Source organism: Oceanobacter sp. 5_MG-2023 (genome assembly GCF_030548165.1).
Taxonomy (GTDB): Bacteria; Pseudomonadota; Gammaproteobacteria; order Pseudomonadales; family Oceanobacteraceae; genus Oceanobacter.
This window is the reverse complement of sequence record NZ_JAUORS010000002.1, coordinates 144,575-161,200: the sequence shown is the minus strand read 5'-3', so window position 1 is coordinate 161,200 and position 16,626 is coordinate 144,575. Positions and strand designations below refer to the sequence as shown.

The following is a 16,626-nucleotide window of genomic DNA, read 5'->3' as shown; positions in this document are numbered from 1 at the left end:
TGTATTCACATGCGCCCTCTCTCTCTACCTGCTCTACCCGTTCTGCTGGCTTCCTTTTTTCTCAGTGCTTGTGTCAGCCAGCCTGTTATTCCGGAAGATACCCGCTACCAGGCCACCGCCACCGCGGTCCCTGTTGATGACCATTGGCAGCCGCAAGCGGTCGATGACGGCGTCGACAATGTTTGGGATAGGCTGCTGGACAATTTCAGCCTGCAGCTGGACATAGACAATCCACGCCTGAAGCTGCAACGTGACTGGTTTATCAAGCACCCGACCTATATCAACCGGGTGTCCCAGCGTGCCGAGCCGTATATTTATTACATCGCCGAACAAATCGAAGTCCGCAATATGCCCGGCGAAGTAGCCTTGCTGCCAATCGTCGAAAGTGCATTTGACCCTTTCGCCTACAGCCATGGGCGAGCTTCCGGGGTGTGGCAGTTTATTCCGTCAACCGGCACCTATTTTGGTTTAAAACAAGACTGGTGGTACGACGGTCGCCGCGACATCCGCGCAGCCACCAATGCCGCCCTGGACTACCTCAGCAACCTGGCCAATCGTTTTGATGGCGACTGGCACCTGGCACTGGCGGCCTATAACTCTGGTGGTGGCACGGTAAGCCGGGCAATCCGCCGCAACAAGGAAGCCGGCAAACCCACCGATTTCTGGTCACTGGATCTGCCCAAGGAAACCAAGGCCTACGTCCCCAAGCTGCTGGCATTGGCGCAACTGCTCAAGTACCCGGAAAAATACAACATCCCGTTCACCCCCATTGACAACACTCCATTCTTTGCCGTGGTAGAAACCGGAGGTCAGATCGACCTTGCCCAGATCGCCGATATGTCGGACACCGATCTGGAGCAAATCTATCGCCTGAACCCGGGTTTCAACCGCTGGGCCACTCACCCAGACGGCCCCCACCAGATACTGGTACCGGTCGACAAGCGTCAGCAACTGCAACAGGCCCTGGTCGATTTACCGCCCGCCAAACGCCTGCAATGGCATCGCTACACCGTCAAGTCCGGTGATAACCTGCAATCGATCGGCCGCACGTACCGCACCACGATCGAGGTTATCAAACAAGCCAACAACCTGACCGGTAGCACCATACGGGTTGGCCAGACGTTGCTCATTCCTGGCGCCCTGAAAAATCAGGAGGCCTATTCGCAAAGTCTCTCGCAGCGACTGGACCGTACTCGCAACCAGCGCCAACCCGGCAATACCCGCAAAATTGCCTACACCGTGCGTGCCGGTGATTCTTTCTGGAAAATTGGCCGCCAATACAATGTTACCTCTCGCGATATCGCCCACTGGAACGGTATGGCACCAGGCGACCCACTCCGGGTCGGCCAACAACTCACCGTTTGGGTGCCACAAGGCAGCAAGGCCCCTTCCCGCTCCGCCCGGGAAGAGATTCGCAAGGTTACCTATCGGGTTCGCAGTGGTGACTCCCTGGCCAGCATCGCCAGTCGCTTCCGGGTCACGATTGCCGACATTCGCAAGTGGAACCCCAAGGACACCCGCAACAAGTATTTGTATCCGGGGCAAAAACTGCTACTCCATGTTAACGTAGTGCACTAGGTCACCATCGAGGGAGATGCCATGTCAGACCATCTGCACAACGCCCTCAGACAACCAGTCCAGCGCCACCCCGAAGGTTACCGGCGCAACGGACTGACGCACCGCCGGGCACTGTCGGCTCTGGGCTGGCAATACTGGCGCTGCCTGCTTATTCCAGCCGTGATGGCACTGCTGAGCCTTCAGGCCAACGCCATCATTCCCGTTACCTACACTGCCGCACCCGAACAACTGACCTGGCAAGCACCGGATATCACCGCCTGGGGTGACCCAGCAGCAGAGCCAGGTGGTGTTTTTCGCCTGTCGATTGCCGCCAAGCCAACCACATTGCGCCGCTTTGGACCGCAGACGCCCAACCAGCTCAGCCCGTTATTGGCCGACCTGCAACTGCCGCTGTTGGCGCGCCACCCCGACAACGGTTCTCCGGTCCCCATGCTGGCAGCTCGCTGGGCAGTGGCCGATCATCGCATCACTTACCAGCTGCACGATGCCGCTCGCTGGTCGGATGGCATCCCGATCACCAGCCAGGACATTGCGTTCACCTTGCAATTTCTCTCCGATCCGGCCAACCAGACCCCCTGGCAAGCCCAGTCCCTGAGTCATTTTATCCGGGGCATTGAGGTTCATGACACCCAGCGTTTCAGCCTGATCACCACAACACCGGTCACCTCGCAATCCCTGCTACAGATATCCGCCCTGAAAGCCATGGCCCAACATTTCTACCAGCCCAACCTGCAATGGCCACGGCAGTATGACTGGCGACCAGAGCCAACCTCCGGCCCTTACCACCTCACCGAAGTCATTCCCTCAGAGCGACTGCTGGTCAGCCGAATCCGCCCCTGGTGGGGGGATAATCTGCCTGCATTTGGCCATCGCTTTAATGCCCAGCAGATCCGTATCCGCTTCAGCAAAAACCTGCAAGACAGCTACCTGCAACTACAGCGTGGCGATCAAGATATTCTCCCGCTTCACAACCAGCAAAACTGGAACAGTCCGCTGATCACTCAGCTACTGGGCCAACGTCCGGTTGCGCGTTATCGCCATTATTTCCAGGGCAATCCATCCCTCACCGCCCTCCTGATCAACCATCAACAACTGCAACCAGCCAGCCGCAAACCCGGCCTGACCTTGATTCACGCAGGCGTGACCAACAACAGTCCGTTATTGCAACAACAGCAGGAAGCCTTCAAAAACCAGGGGTACCAGATTCAGCGTCAAGCCCTGGATCACGACGCCTTACTGGAACGGCTAAAGACAGGAAATTTTGAACTCGCCTGGATTACTCTGGACGGACTGGAAAGTGCTGATGCCAGCGACTACCTCGCCTGGCTGACCCAGCATTACCCAGCCGCGCACCATATAGAAGTCAAACAGGATCAAACACAACCACAGGCCAGCCAATACCTGGCCTGGCAATGGGTAAAGCTGCCGTCATGGCTGGGCATGCGTTACAGCAACGATTTATTCAATCCGTTTGCCGCCACCACTGGCGGTATGTTCTGGATCGACCAGCGCCTGAAAACCAATGCCCTGGCACGCACAGCAAAATTCAGCACCAATCAGACCTTTATCAACGATACTTATCAAACCGATCCGGATATCGGCCTTGGGGATGATACCGTCAGCGCGATCAGGCCATTTCAGCCAGCCAGATTAAATGAATAATCGCCACTGGTTACCCAATAACCATCATCCCGCTCCTCAGCCCAGTCAACCAGCTGGTAATAGGTATTTCTACAGAAACGCGCCATCAAGCCAGAGCGGACCTCAACACAGGGCAGCCTTTGTCCGTCACGCTCCGATAACTGCACCGGATGCTCCAGCCCCAGCACCAAGGTATCACCAACATTGGTTACGGCGTTGATTACTCCCGCTTCGCGCTCCAGCAAAATCACCTGGAAAGGCAAATCATCCACCTGGATCGTCATCTTTTCGGCGGGTGTCACCAGCACATAATCATCACCATCCTTACGCAGAATGCTGGCAAACAATCGCACCAGCTCAGGACGCTTGATCAATCCACCTTCGTGGTACCAGTCACCCTGCGGATCGATCCGGATATCAATCTCACCACAATGCGCCGGATGCCATAATTCCACCGGCGGCCGACGGTCGCTCGACACCATACCGGCCAGTGCCGACAAATCTTGCAAGGACATACTCTTCACCTGTCTTGATACGTCTTTTATATATCGCGAGACCCATTGGCCTATACAGCAACAGGGCCGGGCCATGGATAGCCATGAGAAACAGCGATAACTGGAGATCGTTGGATAGAATGCTGACCACGACTTGTTTATGGAAATAACCATAGCCAGAGAAGGCAAAAGTCTCAACAAACGACGTTGGCTAAAAGCGGTGGATCAAGCAGAAATAAAGCAACAAGGATACGAACGGCATGTTTGCACATACGGTATATTTTAAAGCCTTGTGGCTGGATTTTTTGAAATATTTTGAAATGGAATTTTGTTGGTAAGCGCTACTGCTGGAAGGCCTGTAGATAGTGGTGCCCGAGGCCGGAATCGAACCGGCACGACCGTAAGGTCGGGAGATTTTAAGTCTCCTGTGTCTACCGATTTCACCACCCGGGCTAACAGGTGACAGATGGACAAGCGATGTCCTGTATCTGTAAATCTTGGAGGCGCGAGCCGGAGTCGAACCGGCCTACGTGGATTTGCAATCCAGTGCATAACCGCTTTGCTATCGCGCCTGACAGTTATCTTCAAGAATAAAGAAACTGAAAAAACCAGACACCAACTCCCTTCTATTCAGGCCAGCTGATTCTGACAATCTTTCTTTTGGCCATATTTCATAAGGAAAAATGGAGCGGGAAACGAGATTCGAACTCGCGACCCCGACCTTGGCAAGGTCGTGCTCTACCAACTGAGCTATTCCCGCAAAAGATGGGACGCATTATATGCAAAGCTAAAATACTGTCAATCTTTTTGTTAGATTTTAACTACTTAGCCAACAGGCAAGAGGTTACAAGCCCCCCGCTGGTGGCATACCGATACTTGTTACGACCCTCGTAACTGAGGCCAGGCGGCTTTCAAATAGATCAGCATCGACCACAAGGTCAAAACCGCGGCACCATAAAGCAAGACAATCCCCATCCATTCCAGCATCGGGTGTTCCCGGGAAGCCAGCAACATGATAATTGAGACCATCTGTAATGCTGTTTTGATCTTGCCCAAACCGGAGACGGCCACATTAGCGCGTTTACCCAGTTCGGCCATCCATTCTCGTAATGCTGAAATCACAATTTCTCGCCCGACAATAATCATGGCCGGTATCGTCATCCAGGAGACAGCGTAATCTTCTACCAGCACCATCAGCGCTGCTGCAACAATCAATTTGTCTGCGACCGGATCCAGAAATGCCCCCAGCGGGGTGGCCTGATTCAATTTGCGGGCAAGATATCCATCAAACCAGTCCGTTATCGCCGCTAGCGCAAACAGCCCTGCCGCCCAACTTTTTCCTCCCCAACCCAGCCAGTAATAACTGACTACCATCAGAGGAATCATCGCAATCCTGCCAACAGTCAACATGTTGGGCACATTCATAAACACTACACCTGTTTCAACTTGGTACGCAGCCTTGCGTCTCCACCGACCTGCTTATCCTTCAGGCCACTACTCGCCGTGTAACTGCACAAAGATCTGATCTGCGAGCTTCTGGCTGACACCGGGTACCCGCGCAATCTCTTCGCGAGGAGCACCACGCATATTTTTCAAACTGCCAAAGTGCAATAACAAGGCACGTCGGCGCTTGGGGCCAACCCCTTGTAGATTGTCCAGCTCCGACTGGCTACGGGACTTGGCCCGTGCTTTACGGTGTCCGGTGATAGCAAACCGGTGCGACTCATCCCGCACCCACTGCAATAACCGGAAACCATCATCATGAGCGTCGGGGATTATAGGTTGAAGCGCGCCGGCTTCCCATAAAAATTCCCAACCGGACTTGCGTGTTTCTCCTTTGGATATCCCCCAGAGGGCCACTGTTGAGATTTCCAGATTACTCAACACCTGTTCAATACGTGCCACCTGGCCCTTGCCACCATCAACCATCAATACATCCGGCAGGTCATTTTGTTCTTTTAATCGTGTCAGGTGGCGTGTAATAGCCTGTTCCAGCGCGGCATAATCATCTCCTGGTGTCACCCCCCGGATACTGAAGCGCCGATACCGCTGCTTGGCCAATCCTTCCCGATCAAATACCACGCACGATGCATAGGTGGCTTCACCCTGGGCATGACTGATATCAAAACATTCTATGCGCTCCGGCGGCTTGGGCAATCCTAGCAAGTCAGCCACACAGGCCAGTTTTTTATGGGCAAGCTGATGCCCGGATATACGGGTTTGTGCACCGGCACGGGCATTATCGTCTGCCATGGCGCGCCACTGCCGCAGCTCACCACGTACGCCCCGGCTGTGTCGAACGGTACGTTCAAAGCGTAATCGTACGGCTTCTTGCACCACCGCCATATCGGCAGGGTCCACATCCACGACCAGCTCGGTGGGCAGGCCTTCCACAGCAAAACCAGACAGATAAAACTGCCCTATATACCCCAGTAGCAGATCCTGCGGTTGCTCTCCTGCAGGGTTGTCTGGGTAGTAGTTTTTACTGCTGACCAGTCGCCCCTGCCGAAAGACCAGGCGGTGCAGACAGACAATATCTTCTGTCTCCCACAACGCCCAGACATCGGCATCTTTATTGCCACTGTCAACCCGTTGTTTTTCCTGCACTCGCCGCAGCAACTCGATGCGATCCCGGATATCCGCGGCCCGTTCAAAATCCAGTTCAGCCGATGCATCAAGCATTTGTTGCTGCAAGTTGCGCATCAGCTGCTGGTTTTCGCCATTCAAGAACAAGACAGCGTGTTGGATATCACGCTGATAACTGGCTTCAGAGACCAGGCCAACACAGGGAGCCGAACAACGCTTGATTTCGTATTGCAAACAGGGGCGACTGCGGTGATTAAAGTAACTGTCCTCGCAAGACCGCAACAAAAACAGTCGCTGCAAGTAATTCAGCGCTTCTCGTACCGCCCCGGAATTGGGGTAAGGGCCAAAATATTGACCGCTGCGTCCGTCTCGACTCACCCGCTTGCCACGGCGGTAAGCCAACAGAGGGAAAGCATGGGCGGACAGGTGCAGATAGGGGTAGGATTTATCATCTTTCAGCAGGATGTTGTACGGTGGCCGATGCTGTTTGATCAGCGTTTGTTCCAACAACAAGGCTTCGGCTTCACTGGCCGTTACAGTCACTTCGATATGATGAATACCTGAGACCAAAGCCACGGTCTTACTGTTCAGCCCTCGCGAGCGAAAATAGCTGGCAACCCGGTTTTTCAGGTTTTTGGCTTTGCCAACATACAGCAGTTGCTGATCGACACTGTACATCCGATAGACACCGGCTCGCTGGGTCAGTGTCTTCAGAAAGGCAGGGATATCAAATTCGGTCATCAGCTACCGCTGTTGGCATCGATCAGTCCATGACGAATAGCCAAACGTGTCAACTCCACATCGCCATCAATCCCCAGCTTTTCGAACACCCGATAACGGTAGCTGTTCACCGTTTTGGGGCTGAGGAATAATTTCTCGCCGATGGCTGCTGGTTTCTGGCAATTAACAATCATCAATGCGATTTGCATCTCTCGCTCAGATAAATCATCAAAAGGATTGTGGGAGTTTTCCTGGAAGGGTTTTAATGCCATTCGCTGGGCAATTTCTGTGCTGATATACATCTGCCCCCGGTGCACTTTCATGATCGCATCGATCATTTCTTCTGCATCAGCCCCCTTGGTAATATAACCAGAAGCGCCTGCTTGCAGCAGGCGCTGGGCAAAGGGGTTGTCATCACAGGCCGACACGGCAATCACCCGGATATCACTATCGCTGCGGGCAATTTTGCGGGTGGCCTCCATCCCTCCTATTCCGGGCATCTGAATATCCATCAGAATAACGTCCGGCTCGTGCTCTCTGGCAAATTTGATGGCTTGTTCGCCACTTTCAGCCTGCCCTACGACCTCAATTCCGTTTGCGTCAGCCAGCAATGCTGAGATCCCTGAGCGCACCAGCTCATGATCATCGACTACCAACACAGAAATCAAAGATTAACCTCACTTTTTATTAACTCACCAGCAATCATCATCGCAGGTGAAACATTATTATTGCCTGACTCTATCAGTGTTCAGGCTGGATACATACGCTTGCGCTGCCAGGCGTACTTGAGCGGGTTCAGATTTTTTGTCACTTCAACAACACCTTCCTCGTGATTATGGTGCAGCGTAAAACCAAGGCGCCGATTCAGGTTCAACATACCAGGATTATGAGGAAGTACAGTCCCAAACATCTGCAAGACGCCACGATTGGTCAGATAATCTATCATAATCTGCATCAACTGCTTACCCAACCCTTCGCCACGGCATTGATCTCCAACAATAACCGAGTATTCTCCAGCGACATCATCCGGATCGATCCAGACACGTACAACACCTTTCAGCTGGCCATCCACACAGGCAACAAAGGCCATCTCTCTGTCATAATCAATCTGGGTGAATCGCGCAAGCTCACTATGATCAAATTGTCGACGAGCGCCAAAAAACCTTAGTCGTAACGACTCGGCGCTCAAATCACCATAGAAACTCTCCAGTAGTGGTTCGTCCTCGGCCCGAATAGGGCGTATCTGATACTGCACGCCGCTATTTCCCTGATACGACGACTCCAGCTCCTTCGGGTACGGCATAATGGCACTTTTTACCGGGTGCCCCACTTCGCCAGCAATACCAATTGCGATGTAATGCCCGACACGTTGACGAATGGCATTCACTTCCAGCGCCGCCAGCCAGGGGTGATTAAGCGCAATATGTGACAAGGCCACCAGCCAGCGCTCAAGCGTAACCAACTCCCGCTCAATGTTATCGGAACGTTCCTGCAGCACATCATAGAAGTGGCTGCGCTTGATCAGTTTTTCCGCCAGGTTGGCATTCAACGGTGGCAGCGCGACCTGCCGGTCAACCAGCGTATCTGCAGTAGTACCGCCACCACCAAAAAACAGGTAAGGGCCAATTTCGACATCCCGACCAATCCCGAACGAAAACTGCAGGTTATCCAGTGCACGATGCATGGTTTGTACCGTATACCCCAACACCGGACTTTTTGGAAAACGTTCAGCAATTTCACCTTCCAGTTTTTCAGCCCCTTCCATCAGTTCGTCCAGCGACTGAATATTCCGTACCACACTGCGCATCCGCTCACGCGGGTTACGGCCATAGGCAAACGGATACAGATAATCACGGTGATGAACCCGTAAAACCCAGGGGTCCGGTATTTCCGGAGCTGCTGCCAGCAACTCTGACAACGAGGTCCGGTAGCGATTATCTGCAAAGGCAAAGCCATAAGCCTTGAGCAACTTCCAGGCATAATTGGGCCACAAATAATCACCAGGGCGATGGTTATCTAGGATTTCCTTGTCGACATCCATGTAGGCATTGGAGATAGGAATCTCCAGACTTTCCGGGGTTTCTCGCAACAGCTCCTGGGTTAACCGGTGGCGTACCATATACATGTACGACGTAATGGCATTATCCGGGGTATTGAAGGTCGGCAACCCTTGTTCATCAAAATAATCCCGTGATGATTCCACCGAAAACTCACCGATCCAGCTGGTAATCACGCTCTTGTTATAGTTTTTGGCTACTTTCACCAACGCCTGTGCATTCGCCAGCGCATCGGTGCCAATACCCGGAATATAAATAACCAGCAAGGCATCCACCTGGCGGTCGGCCAACAAGGTATTGGTCACCGCCGCCAGCTGCTGTGGCTGTAATTCCGGGTTCAGCAACAAGGGGTTATCGGTTTTGACATACTCAGGCAACAAACCGCGCAAATGGGTGCGGGTCTCATCCGACAGGCTGGCCAGTGTGCCACCATCCTGCAGCAGACGATCCAGCGCCAGAATCGCCGGGCCTCGCCCATTAGCAACCACCGCCAAACGTGGCCCGAACGACTCACGCTGCCGCCGCAGTGCATCCACACAGTGGAACATTTCATCCGTATCGTTCACTCGTAACACACCCGCACGGGCGAGGGTTTCGTCAATCAGGGCATCGCGGCTGCTCAACCCTTTGGGGGTGCTGATTCGATTAAGCGGGTTTTCCTGAAAACGATTACTTTTTACCGCCAACACCAGCTTGTGCCGGGATGCCGCTCGTAACGACCGCACCAGTGCCTTGCCTGAGCCAATTTCATCCAGCTGCACCAGAATGGTTTTGACGTGTGGTTCCTGCACCACAAAATCGATCAAATCAGAAAAACTGACATCCTGATTACTACCCAGCGTCATCACATGGGAGAAACCAACATTACGACTAAAGGCCCAGTCCATCACACCAGAGGCCAATGTCCCTGACTGGCCAACATAAGCGATATTGCCAGCCCGGACTGGTACATGCAGCAAGCTGGCATTAAATTTCCGCCACGGCACCACCAGCCCGAGGCAATCCGGCCCAAGCACACGAATACGGGTTTGCTGAATAACCTGCTCAAGCCGGTCGGATGCCGGGCGATACTGCCAGGAGCGGGTTCTGGCGATCCCCCCGGTCAGCAGCAACGCAGCGCCTACTCCTTTGCCATGCAGCTGTTTCAACACTTTGGGCACGGTTTCCGCTGGAGTACAAATAATAGCCAGATCGGGAGTTTCTTTCAGTTGACTGATCCGGCTCAAGGCAGGCACTCCGTATACCTGACTGTAACCACGAGTATTGATCGGAATAATTGTGCCAGGAAATTCACCATTCAGCAGGTTGCGAACAATCGCACCCCCGACACTGCCCGGACGCTCGGAAGCACCGATAACAGCAATCACTTTGGGCCGAAAGAACAACTCGAGGGAGCGAGTACCCATGTATTGTGATCCTTTAGTTGAGTTGGCCTGAGTGTAACGGCTAGATACACTGATAAAAACAGCAGAAGTATGTCTTATGAGCACAGGATACTACGCGTTCCACCAGCACTTTGGCCATGACACAGGTGAAGACCACCCCGAACATGCCTGTCGAATACTGGCACTTGAACAAATTCTCAAAAAATCCGGGGTCTGGGATCACCTGACCATCCACGAAGGTCAGGCTGCCCACCTGCCCGATATTCTGCGGGCGCACAGCAAGGCCTACGTCGATGAGCTGCACCTGATCCAGCCAGAACAGGGGCATATTATGGTCGACGAAGACACCACCATGTCCTCAGGCAGCCTGGAAGCCGCCTTGTACTCTGTTGGCACCACCACCCAGGCACTGGACGATCTTCTGAAGAACGTGCACCACAACGCCTTTGCTGCCACCAGACCACCGGGCCACCATGCCGAGCGCAGCAAGTCGATGGGATTTTGTTTTTTCAACAACACGGCCGTTGCCGCACTCCGGGCGGCTGATGTCCATCATCTGCAACGTATCGCCATTCTGGATTTTGATGCCCACCAGGGCAACGGCACCATCGATATCTTGCAGAATGACCAGCGGTTTTTGCTGCTTTCCAGCTTCCAGCACCCGTTTTATCCCTACACCCATTTTGAACAAAACAAGTATACCAACCTGGTCAATGTTCATTTGTCCCAGGGAGCTACCGGGACAGAGTTCCGCCAGGGGATAGAAGAGCACTGGGCACCGGCCCTTAAACGCTTTGCACCGGAATTGATTCTGGTATCTGCCGGTTTTGATGCCCATAAAGATGACCCGATGGCTGAACTCAACCTTGAAGAGCAGGATTTTGCCTGGATCGGCCAATGGATTGCCCGCTATTGCCAAAGTCGCAATATTCCCTGGCTCGCAATACTGGAAGGCGGTTATGACCTCAACGCCCTGGCAAGGTCAGCCACGCTGTTTATTGCCGCCATGCTCGAGAAACAGGCTATCCAGCAGACATCAGCATAAAAAAGCAAAATAGCAGGCTAAGCCGTTGATTTCATACAAAAGTGTTGACGTATAAAAAACAGAAGGTATTATACGCGCCAGTTCGGAGGGATGGCTGAGTGGTTGAAAGCACCGGTCTTGAAAACCGGCGTAGGTTAATAGCCTACCTAGGGTTCAAATCCCTATCCCTCCGCCATTATTTACCTAATAAAATCAATGAGTAGATGATTTTATTAGCCTGAAAAAGCCCTTTGGGAGCGTTTTTGGGAACAAGTCTGGGAATACCAGCAAAAAAAGGCAGCCAATTGGCTGCCTTTTTTGTTACTACTTTATCAGTCCAGCCAGCCATCTCTCGATGGCTGTGTATCTGATCAGCTCAGAATTTCTTCAATCGTAATGTAGTCACCCACTCGACCGGTCATCTGCTCTGCATCGGTATTAACAGGCAGAGTTTTCTTGCCTGGTCTCCAGCCTGCCGGACACACTTCACCAGTTGCTGATGCATGCTGCCAAGCTTGTACCTGACGCAGGAATTCATTGACATTACGACCAACCGAGTCTGCCTGGACTTCCTGCGCTACGCAGATGCCATCCGGGTTAAACAGAAAGCGTCCACGTAATGCCACACCCTCTTCTTCGATCAGCACACCAAAGTCCCGGCTCACTTGCTGGGTAGTATCTGCCCCCATGGTCAGCTGCAGGCCTGCCAGTACCGGTTCGGTTTCGGCAAACCGCTTATGCGAGAACTTGGAGTCCACAGACACGGGCAAGATTTCCACGCCCAGCGCCTGAAATTCATCATATTTGGCGTTCATGGCCGCGATTTCAGTCGGGCAAACAAAGGTAAAGTCGGCAGGGTAGAAACACACCACAACCCATTTGCCTTTGAAATCCTCACTCGACACCGTTGTGTAATGCCCGGTTTTGGCATTATAGGCATCCATTGTAAACTCTGGCATCTCACGACGAACCATGGTTGAACTCATAGCCTTTTTCTCCTCGGTGATAGATATTGTTTCAGCTTCCTGACCAGCCCTTGTTGGCTTGCGCGGTTTAAGCGGTGTATCACAACTCATAGTGCTCTCCTGCCTCCCCACACTCCATGGGTTATGGGATGTGGTATTTATTTATCTGTTATTCATAATATAACTATATTGGAATATTTACATAAACAAATACAAATAGCCTCCATACACATAATCTATCGCCCAGAAACATTGCAGCCTCACCGGCGGCAAGAAAGCAATCGACAAATAACAGGCAGAGGAAAGAGAAAACGAAGAACAGCAGAAAACAGCGAGAGAGAAACAAAAACGGATGGCACCAAGCCATCCGCGTATGATTAACCGGATCGATCAGACAGTGTTACTTAGCAGCTTCCAGCGCTGTTTTCACCCAGCCATCAAAGGTTTTTTGATTGGCCTCGATCCACAAGTCAGCATGACGCTCAATCGCCGCGACAGAATCATCGCCATTGGCAATCATCATGTTTTCTGCACTGACGGCATTGATGGGTAATGTCATGATAGCGAACAATTTTGCAGCAGCCGGGTTTTTCTCTGCCCAGGCTTTATTGGCAACGATACGCTCGGCGTTAATATCAAAACCATAGTCCTTGCCGTTGGCCAGCTTGGTATCAGTGCCGTTCGGGTTGGCTGAGTACGGTACTTCCAGCCAGACTACGTCCTTGCCCGGAACCAGCTTGCCGGACACCCAATATGGGGTCCAGGTGTAGTACAGGACCGGCTTGCCTTCGTTGTAACGGGCGATGGTATCGGAAATGATCGCCGCGTATTGCCCTTGATTATGGCTGATGCGATCGCGCAGCTTGAACTCATCCATTTGGTACTCAATCACACCTTCGCATCCCCAACCAGCGTTACAGCCAGCCAGATCGGCTTTGCCGTCACCATTGGTATCAAACAATTTGGCGATTTTGGGGTCTTTCAAATCAGTGATTTTACTGATGCCATATTTGTCTGCTGTCTTTTTATCGATCAGATAACCCTGGGCAGCACCATTAATGTAAGTACCCTGGCGGTAGAATTTGTCGTCGCCACCAGCATTTTTATACATGGTGTTGTGCAGCGGGTACCAGTTCACTGTGGTGTAGGTCAAATCACCGTTGGCAATGGCGGTATAGCCTGCACTGTAATCCACTTCCTTGATCGGTTTGATGTCATAACCCAATTTGGCCAGGGCTTTATTGACAATCACGGTCTGGAATTTTTCTTCCGAGATAGGACTATGGAATGACTGCACGCTAATGCCTTTACCCGGCAGGTCGGCAGCGCCAACAACACTGCTCAGTGTCAAAGTAACAACACCGGCAGCAATACCGGCCATCAAAGATCTGGTTTTCATAAAAGTCTCCTGATTCAGTGGTTAACTTATGGGTTCTTACTGGTCAATCGGAGCAACAGCCCGACGGGGCCTGTCTGATACCAGTGACGCACACCGCGGGCGCGGGCATCCTGCCCCAAGGCCTGGGTCAGGCGATCAAGAATAATGGCGAGAATCACAATGCCGATACCACCGACAGCAGCCAGACCGATATCCAGTCGGCCAATGCCTCGCAGCACCATCAATCCCAACCCACCAACCGAAATCATGGAGGCAATAACCACCATCGACAGGCTCAGCATCAGGGTCTGGTTTACTCCAGCCATAATGGTAGGCATTGCCAATGGCAACTGTACCTTGAACAACATCTGACTCGGGCTGGCCCCAAAGGACTCAGACGCTTCAATCAGGTCGCCAGGAACCTGGCGAATCCCCAGATTGGTCAGCCGAATCACCGGCGGCATCGCAAAGACAATCGTCACCACGACACCAGGGACATTACCGATACCAAACAGCATCACGATCGGCACCAGATAAACAAACGCCGGCGTTGTTTGCATGGCATCCAGCGTCGGCCGTAAAATTCGATTCAGCCTGTCGTTGCGGGCCATCAGAACACCCAGCGGCAGCCCCAACAAAATGCAGAAAAAGACGGAAGTAAGCACCAGCGACAAAGTGGTCATGGCTTCACTCCAGGCACCAATGGCACCCAGCACAAACATGCCCAATGCCGTACCAATCGCCAAACGGCCACCGGCCAATTGCCAGGCCAGCAGGGCAAACAGCGCGATCATCAGCAAAGGCGGCGTACTGTTAAGCAATACATCGATGGAATTCAGCGTGGCGTCAACCGGCACCTTGACAGCCGTAAAGAAGGGGCGAAAGTTCACCACCATCCAGTCCAGCCCGTATTCTACCCAGTCTTGTAATGGCACCCAGGCTTCAGGGAAAGGGTTGGACAAGGTTGCTTCAACAGTTTCCTGAACCCTGTCGTCCTGCAACCAGCCTTCGGCCTGAAAGTTATCCTCAGACTGTTCGGCATTACCCCAGGGGTTGGTTTCTGCCATATTCTCGGTTGCAAAGGGGTTATCCCCTCCCGTTTCAGCAGCTGCCGGCTCGGCAGTGGCAAACGGGTTATCCTGCAATTCGTCGTTTTGAGATGTTTCCGGCTCCGTCGCGAAGGGGTTGGTATCGTTACTCATGATGGTTTATTCCCTGCGTCGTCTTCATCGTCTTCTGCTTCCCGGTCGAGGGTTTCCAGCAGGCACGTTTTGGTAATATTGCCGATATATTCGCCATCCTTGACTACCGGAACCGGGTAGTCAGACTGGGCTACCGTTGAGATCAACTCACGCACGGGAGTTTCAGCTTCAAGCGGGGTTGCCTCATCATCGGTGGAGAACACACATTGCTCCAGCATGGTGCCGGGCTTTTCTTTATCCAGCTCACTGAGGGATGTCACACCAACCAGCTGTTGTTCACTATCCACGACATAACCATATTCCATGCCACTGTCCGTTAACTGCTGCATGGCATCCGCGACACTACCTGCGCTATCAATAGTGGATTCCGGCACGACTTCTGCCAGGTTATGTGCAGCGTAGACATTGGAAATATCCACACCCTTGAAGAATGACTTCACATATTCATTGGCCGGATTCTGCAAGATATCGTTGGGCGTACCCACCTGCACCACTTCGCCGTTTTGCATAATGGCAATACGATCACCAATACGCATGGCTTCATCGAGGTCATGGGAAATAAAGACAATGGTACGGCTATGATCAGCCTGCAGCTTGACCAGCTCGTCCTGCATCTCGGTACGAATCAGAGGGTCCAGCGCTGAAAATGCTTCGTCCATCAGCATGATGTCCGGGTCATTGGCCAGCGCCCGGGCCAAGCCGACACGCTGCTGCATACCACCCGACAATTCATCCGGATAAGAACGGCCGTGTGCTGACAAGCCGACCTGTTCCAGAGCGGCTTGCGCCTTCAGACGGCGTTCGTCAACATCAACGCCCAACAGCTCCAGTCCGAACGCTGCGTTATCCAGCACATTGATATGGGGCATCAAGGCAAAAGACTGAAAAACCATACTGATTTTTTTACGCCGGACATCCCGTAACTGTTTCTGGTTGATTACGGCAATGTCTTCACCGTCGACCAGTACCTGTCCGCGAGTCGGTTCAATCAGCCGATTGAGCAAGCGCACCAGTGTCGATTTGCCAGAACCGGACAATCCCATAATGACGAATATCTCGCCTTCACGGATGCTCAGACTGACGTCCTTAACGCCAATCGTCTGTCCTGTGCGAGTGAATATTTCATCCTTATCAATACCCTCATCAACCAGCGCCAACGCTTGTTGAGGGCGATCGCCAAAGACTTTATAAAGGTTTTTTACTTCGAGTTTGATGGATGCCGTATCAGGTATCGCCATGATTATTTATTTATAGCTGTAAGTATTTTTACAATACAGACTTTTCCCTGCATATTCAAAACCGTCTGCCATTGTCGATATTGTTGTCATGATATAGAACAAGAAAAGTATTCCAGGCACCAATATGGCCTCAATATTAAGGATGTCGTCTATACTTCATCCCTGCTGAAGGAAAATGTCCGCCCCAAATACCTGCCAGCACAGCATTTTTCATGTTTTATTTTATATATTGCTTTTAACTCTAAGCAGTCCATGCACGCCTTCTATATGTGGCCAGAACCCGAGCCGCTAACCCTGCCGACACGACTCTTCACTTTCGTTTTTCACCCAACCCTCAGCTGAAAATCCTCCCTCCTAT

General features: G+C 52.4%; 12 protein-coding genes and 4 tRNA genes. 4 read left to right on the top strand and 12 right to left on the bottom strand.

Annotated elements, in window-relative coordinates; translation table 11 throughout:
• The first annotated feature begins 9 nt into the window (after positions 1 to 9).
• Entirely contained in the window at positions 10 to 1,578 is a 1,569-nt protein-coding gene (locus Q4551_RS02270) for a LysM peptidoglycan-binding domain-containing protein (protein ID WP_303431553.1), read from the top strand.
• A 21-nt stretch (positions 1,579 to 1,599) separates the two neighbouring features.
• Positions 1,600 to 3,240, top strand: a complete 1,641-nt coding sequence (locus Q4551_RS02265; RefSeq protein WP_303431552.1) for an ABC transporter substrate-binding protein — start codon at positions 1,600 to 1,602, stop codon at positions 3,238 to 3,240.
• On the opposite strand, the gene Q4551_RS02260 is transcribed toward Q4551_RS02265, so the two are convergent.
• From Q4551_RS02260 to Q4551_RS02225, 8 genes are all read right to left on the bottom strand, one after another.
• Positions 3,216 to 3,734: a DUF1285 domain-containing protein gene (locus tag Q4551_RS02260; RefSeq protein ID WP_303431551.1), complete on the bottom strand. Its 519-nt coding sequence runs from the start codon at positions 3,732 to 3,734 to the stop codon at positions 3,216 to 3,218. The genes Q4551_RS02265 and Q4551_RS02260 overlap by 25 nt on opposite strands.
• A gap of 345 nt (positions 3,735 to 4,079) precedes the next feature.
• A tRNA-Leu gene (locus Q4551_RS02255) sits at positions 4,080 to 4,166 on the bottom strand.
• Positions 4,167 to 4,211: 45 nt separating this feature from the next.
• Positions 4,212 to 4,285: transfer RNA gene (locus Q4551_RS02250), tRNA-Cys, on the bottom strand.
• Positions 4,286 to 4,397: 112 nt separating this feature from the next.
• Positions 4,398 to 4,473, bottom strand: a tRNA-Gly gene (locus Q4551_RS02245).
• Between the two features lie 119 nt (positions 4,474 to 4,592).
• Entirely contained in the window at positions 4,593 to 5,138 is a 546-nt protein-coding gene (gene pgsA / locus Q4551_RS02240) for a CDP-diacylglycerol--glycerol-3-phosphate 3-phosphatidyltransferase (protein ID WP_303431550.1), read from the bottom strand.
• Between the two features lie 69 nt (positions 5,139 to 5,207).
• The gene (gene uvrC, locus Q4551_RS02235; protein WP_303431549.1) at positions 5,208 to 7,040 is read right to left on the bottom strand and encodes an excinuclease ABC subunit UvrC; all 1,833 of its coding nucleotides are present in this window, start codon (positions 7,038 to 7,040) and stop codon (positions 5,208 to 5,210) included.
• Positions 7,040 to 7,687 (bottom strand): UvrY/SirA/GacA family response regulator transcription factor, encoded by a 648-nt coding sequence (gene uvrY, locus Q4551_RS02230; protein ID WP_303431548.1) that lies wholly within the window; start codon positions 7,685 to 7,687, stop codon positions 7,040 to 7,042. The genes uvrC and uvrY overlap by 1 nt, the downstream gene beginning before the upstream one ends.
• Positions 7,688 to 7,767: 80 nt before the next feature.
• Entirely contained in the window at positions 7,768 to 10,482 is a 2,715-nt protein-coding gene (locus Q4551_RS02225; protein WP_303431547.1) for a bifunctional acetate--CoA ligase family protein/GNAT family N-acetyltransferase, read from the bottom strand.
• Positions 10,483 to 10,558: 76 nt separating this feature from the next.
• Between Q4551_RS02225 and Q4551_RS02220 the strand changes: the two genes are divergently transcribed.
• Entirely contained in the window at positions 10,559 to 11,506 is a 948-nt protein-coding gene (locus tag Q4551_RS02220; RefSeq protein WP_303431545.1) for a histone deacetylase family protein, read from the top strand.
• Positions 11,507 to 11,590: 84 nt separating this feature from the next.
• A tRNA-Ser gene (locus Q4551_RS02215) sits at positions 11,591 to 11,681 on the top strand.
• Positions 11,682 to 11,856: 175 nt separating this feature from the next.
• On the opposite strand, the gene Q4551_RS02210 is transcribed toward Q4551_RS02215, so the two are convergent.
• The 4 genes from Q4551_RS02210 to proV all read right to left on the bottom strand — a co-directional run bounded on the left by Q4551_RS02210 (position 11,857) and on the right by proV (position 16,268).
• Positions 11,857 to 12,471: a peroxiredoxin gene (locus Q4551_RS02210; RefSeq protein WP_303431544.1), complete on the bottom strand. Its 615-nt coding sequence runs from the start codon at positions 12,469 to 12,471 to the stop codon at positions 11,857 to 11,859.
• Between the two features lie 379 nt (positions 12,472 to 12,850).
• Positions 12,851 to 13,849: a glycine betaine/L-proline ABC transporter substrate-binding protein ProX gene (gene proX, locus Q4551_RS02205; RefSeq protein WP_303431543.1), complete on the bottom strand. Its 999-nt coding sequence runs from the start codon at positions 13,847 to 13,849 to the stop codon at positions 12,851 to 12,853.
• A gap of 26 nt (positions 13,850 to 13,875) precedes the next feature.
• A complete protein-coding gene (proW, locus tag Q4551_RS02200; protein WP_303431542.1) occupies positions 13,876 to 15,030 on the bottom strand; it encodes a glycine betaine/L-proline ABC transporter permease ProW in 1,155 nt (384 codons plus the stop codon).
• Positions 15,027 to 16,268: a glycine betaine/L-proline ABC transporter ATP-binding protein ProV gene (proV, locus tag Q4551_RS02195; RefSeq protein ID WP_303431541.1), complete on the bottom strand. Its 1,242-nt coding sequence runs from the start codon at positions 16,266 to 16,268 to the stop codon at positions 15,027 to 15,029. The genes proW and proV overlap by 4 nt, the downstream gene beginning before the upstream one ends.
• Between the last annotated feature and the right edge of the window lie 358 nt (positions 16,269 to 16,626).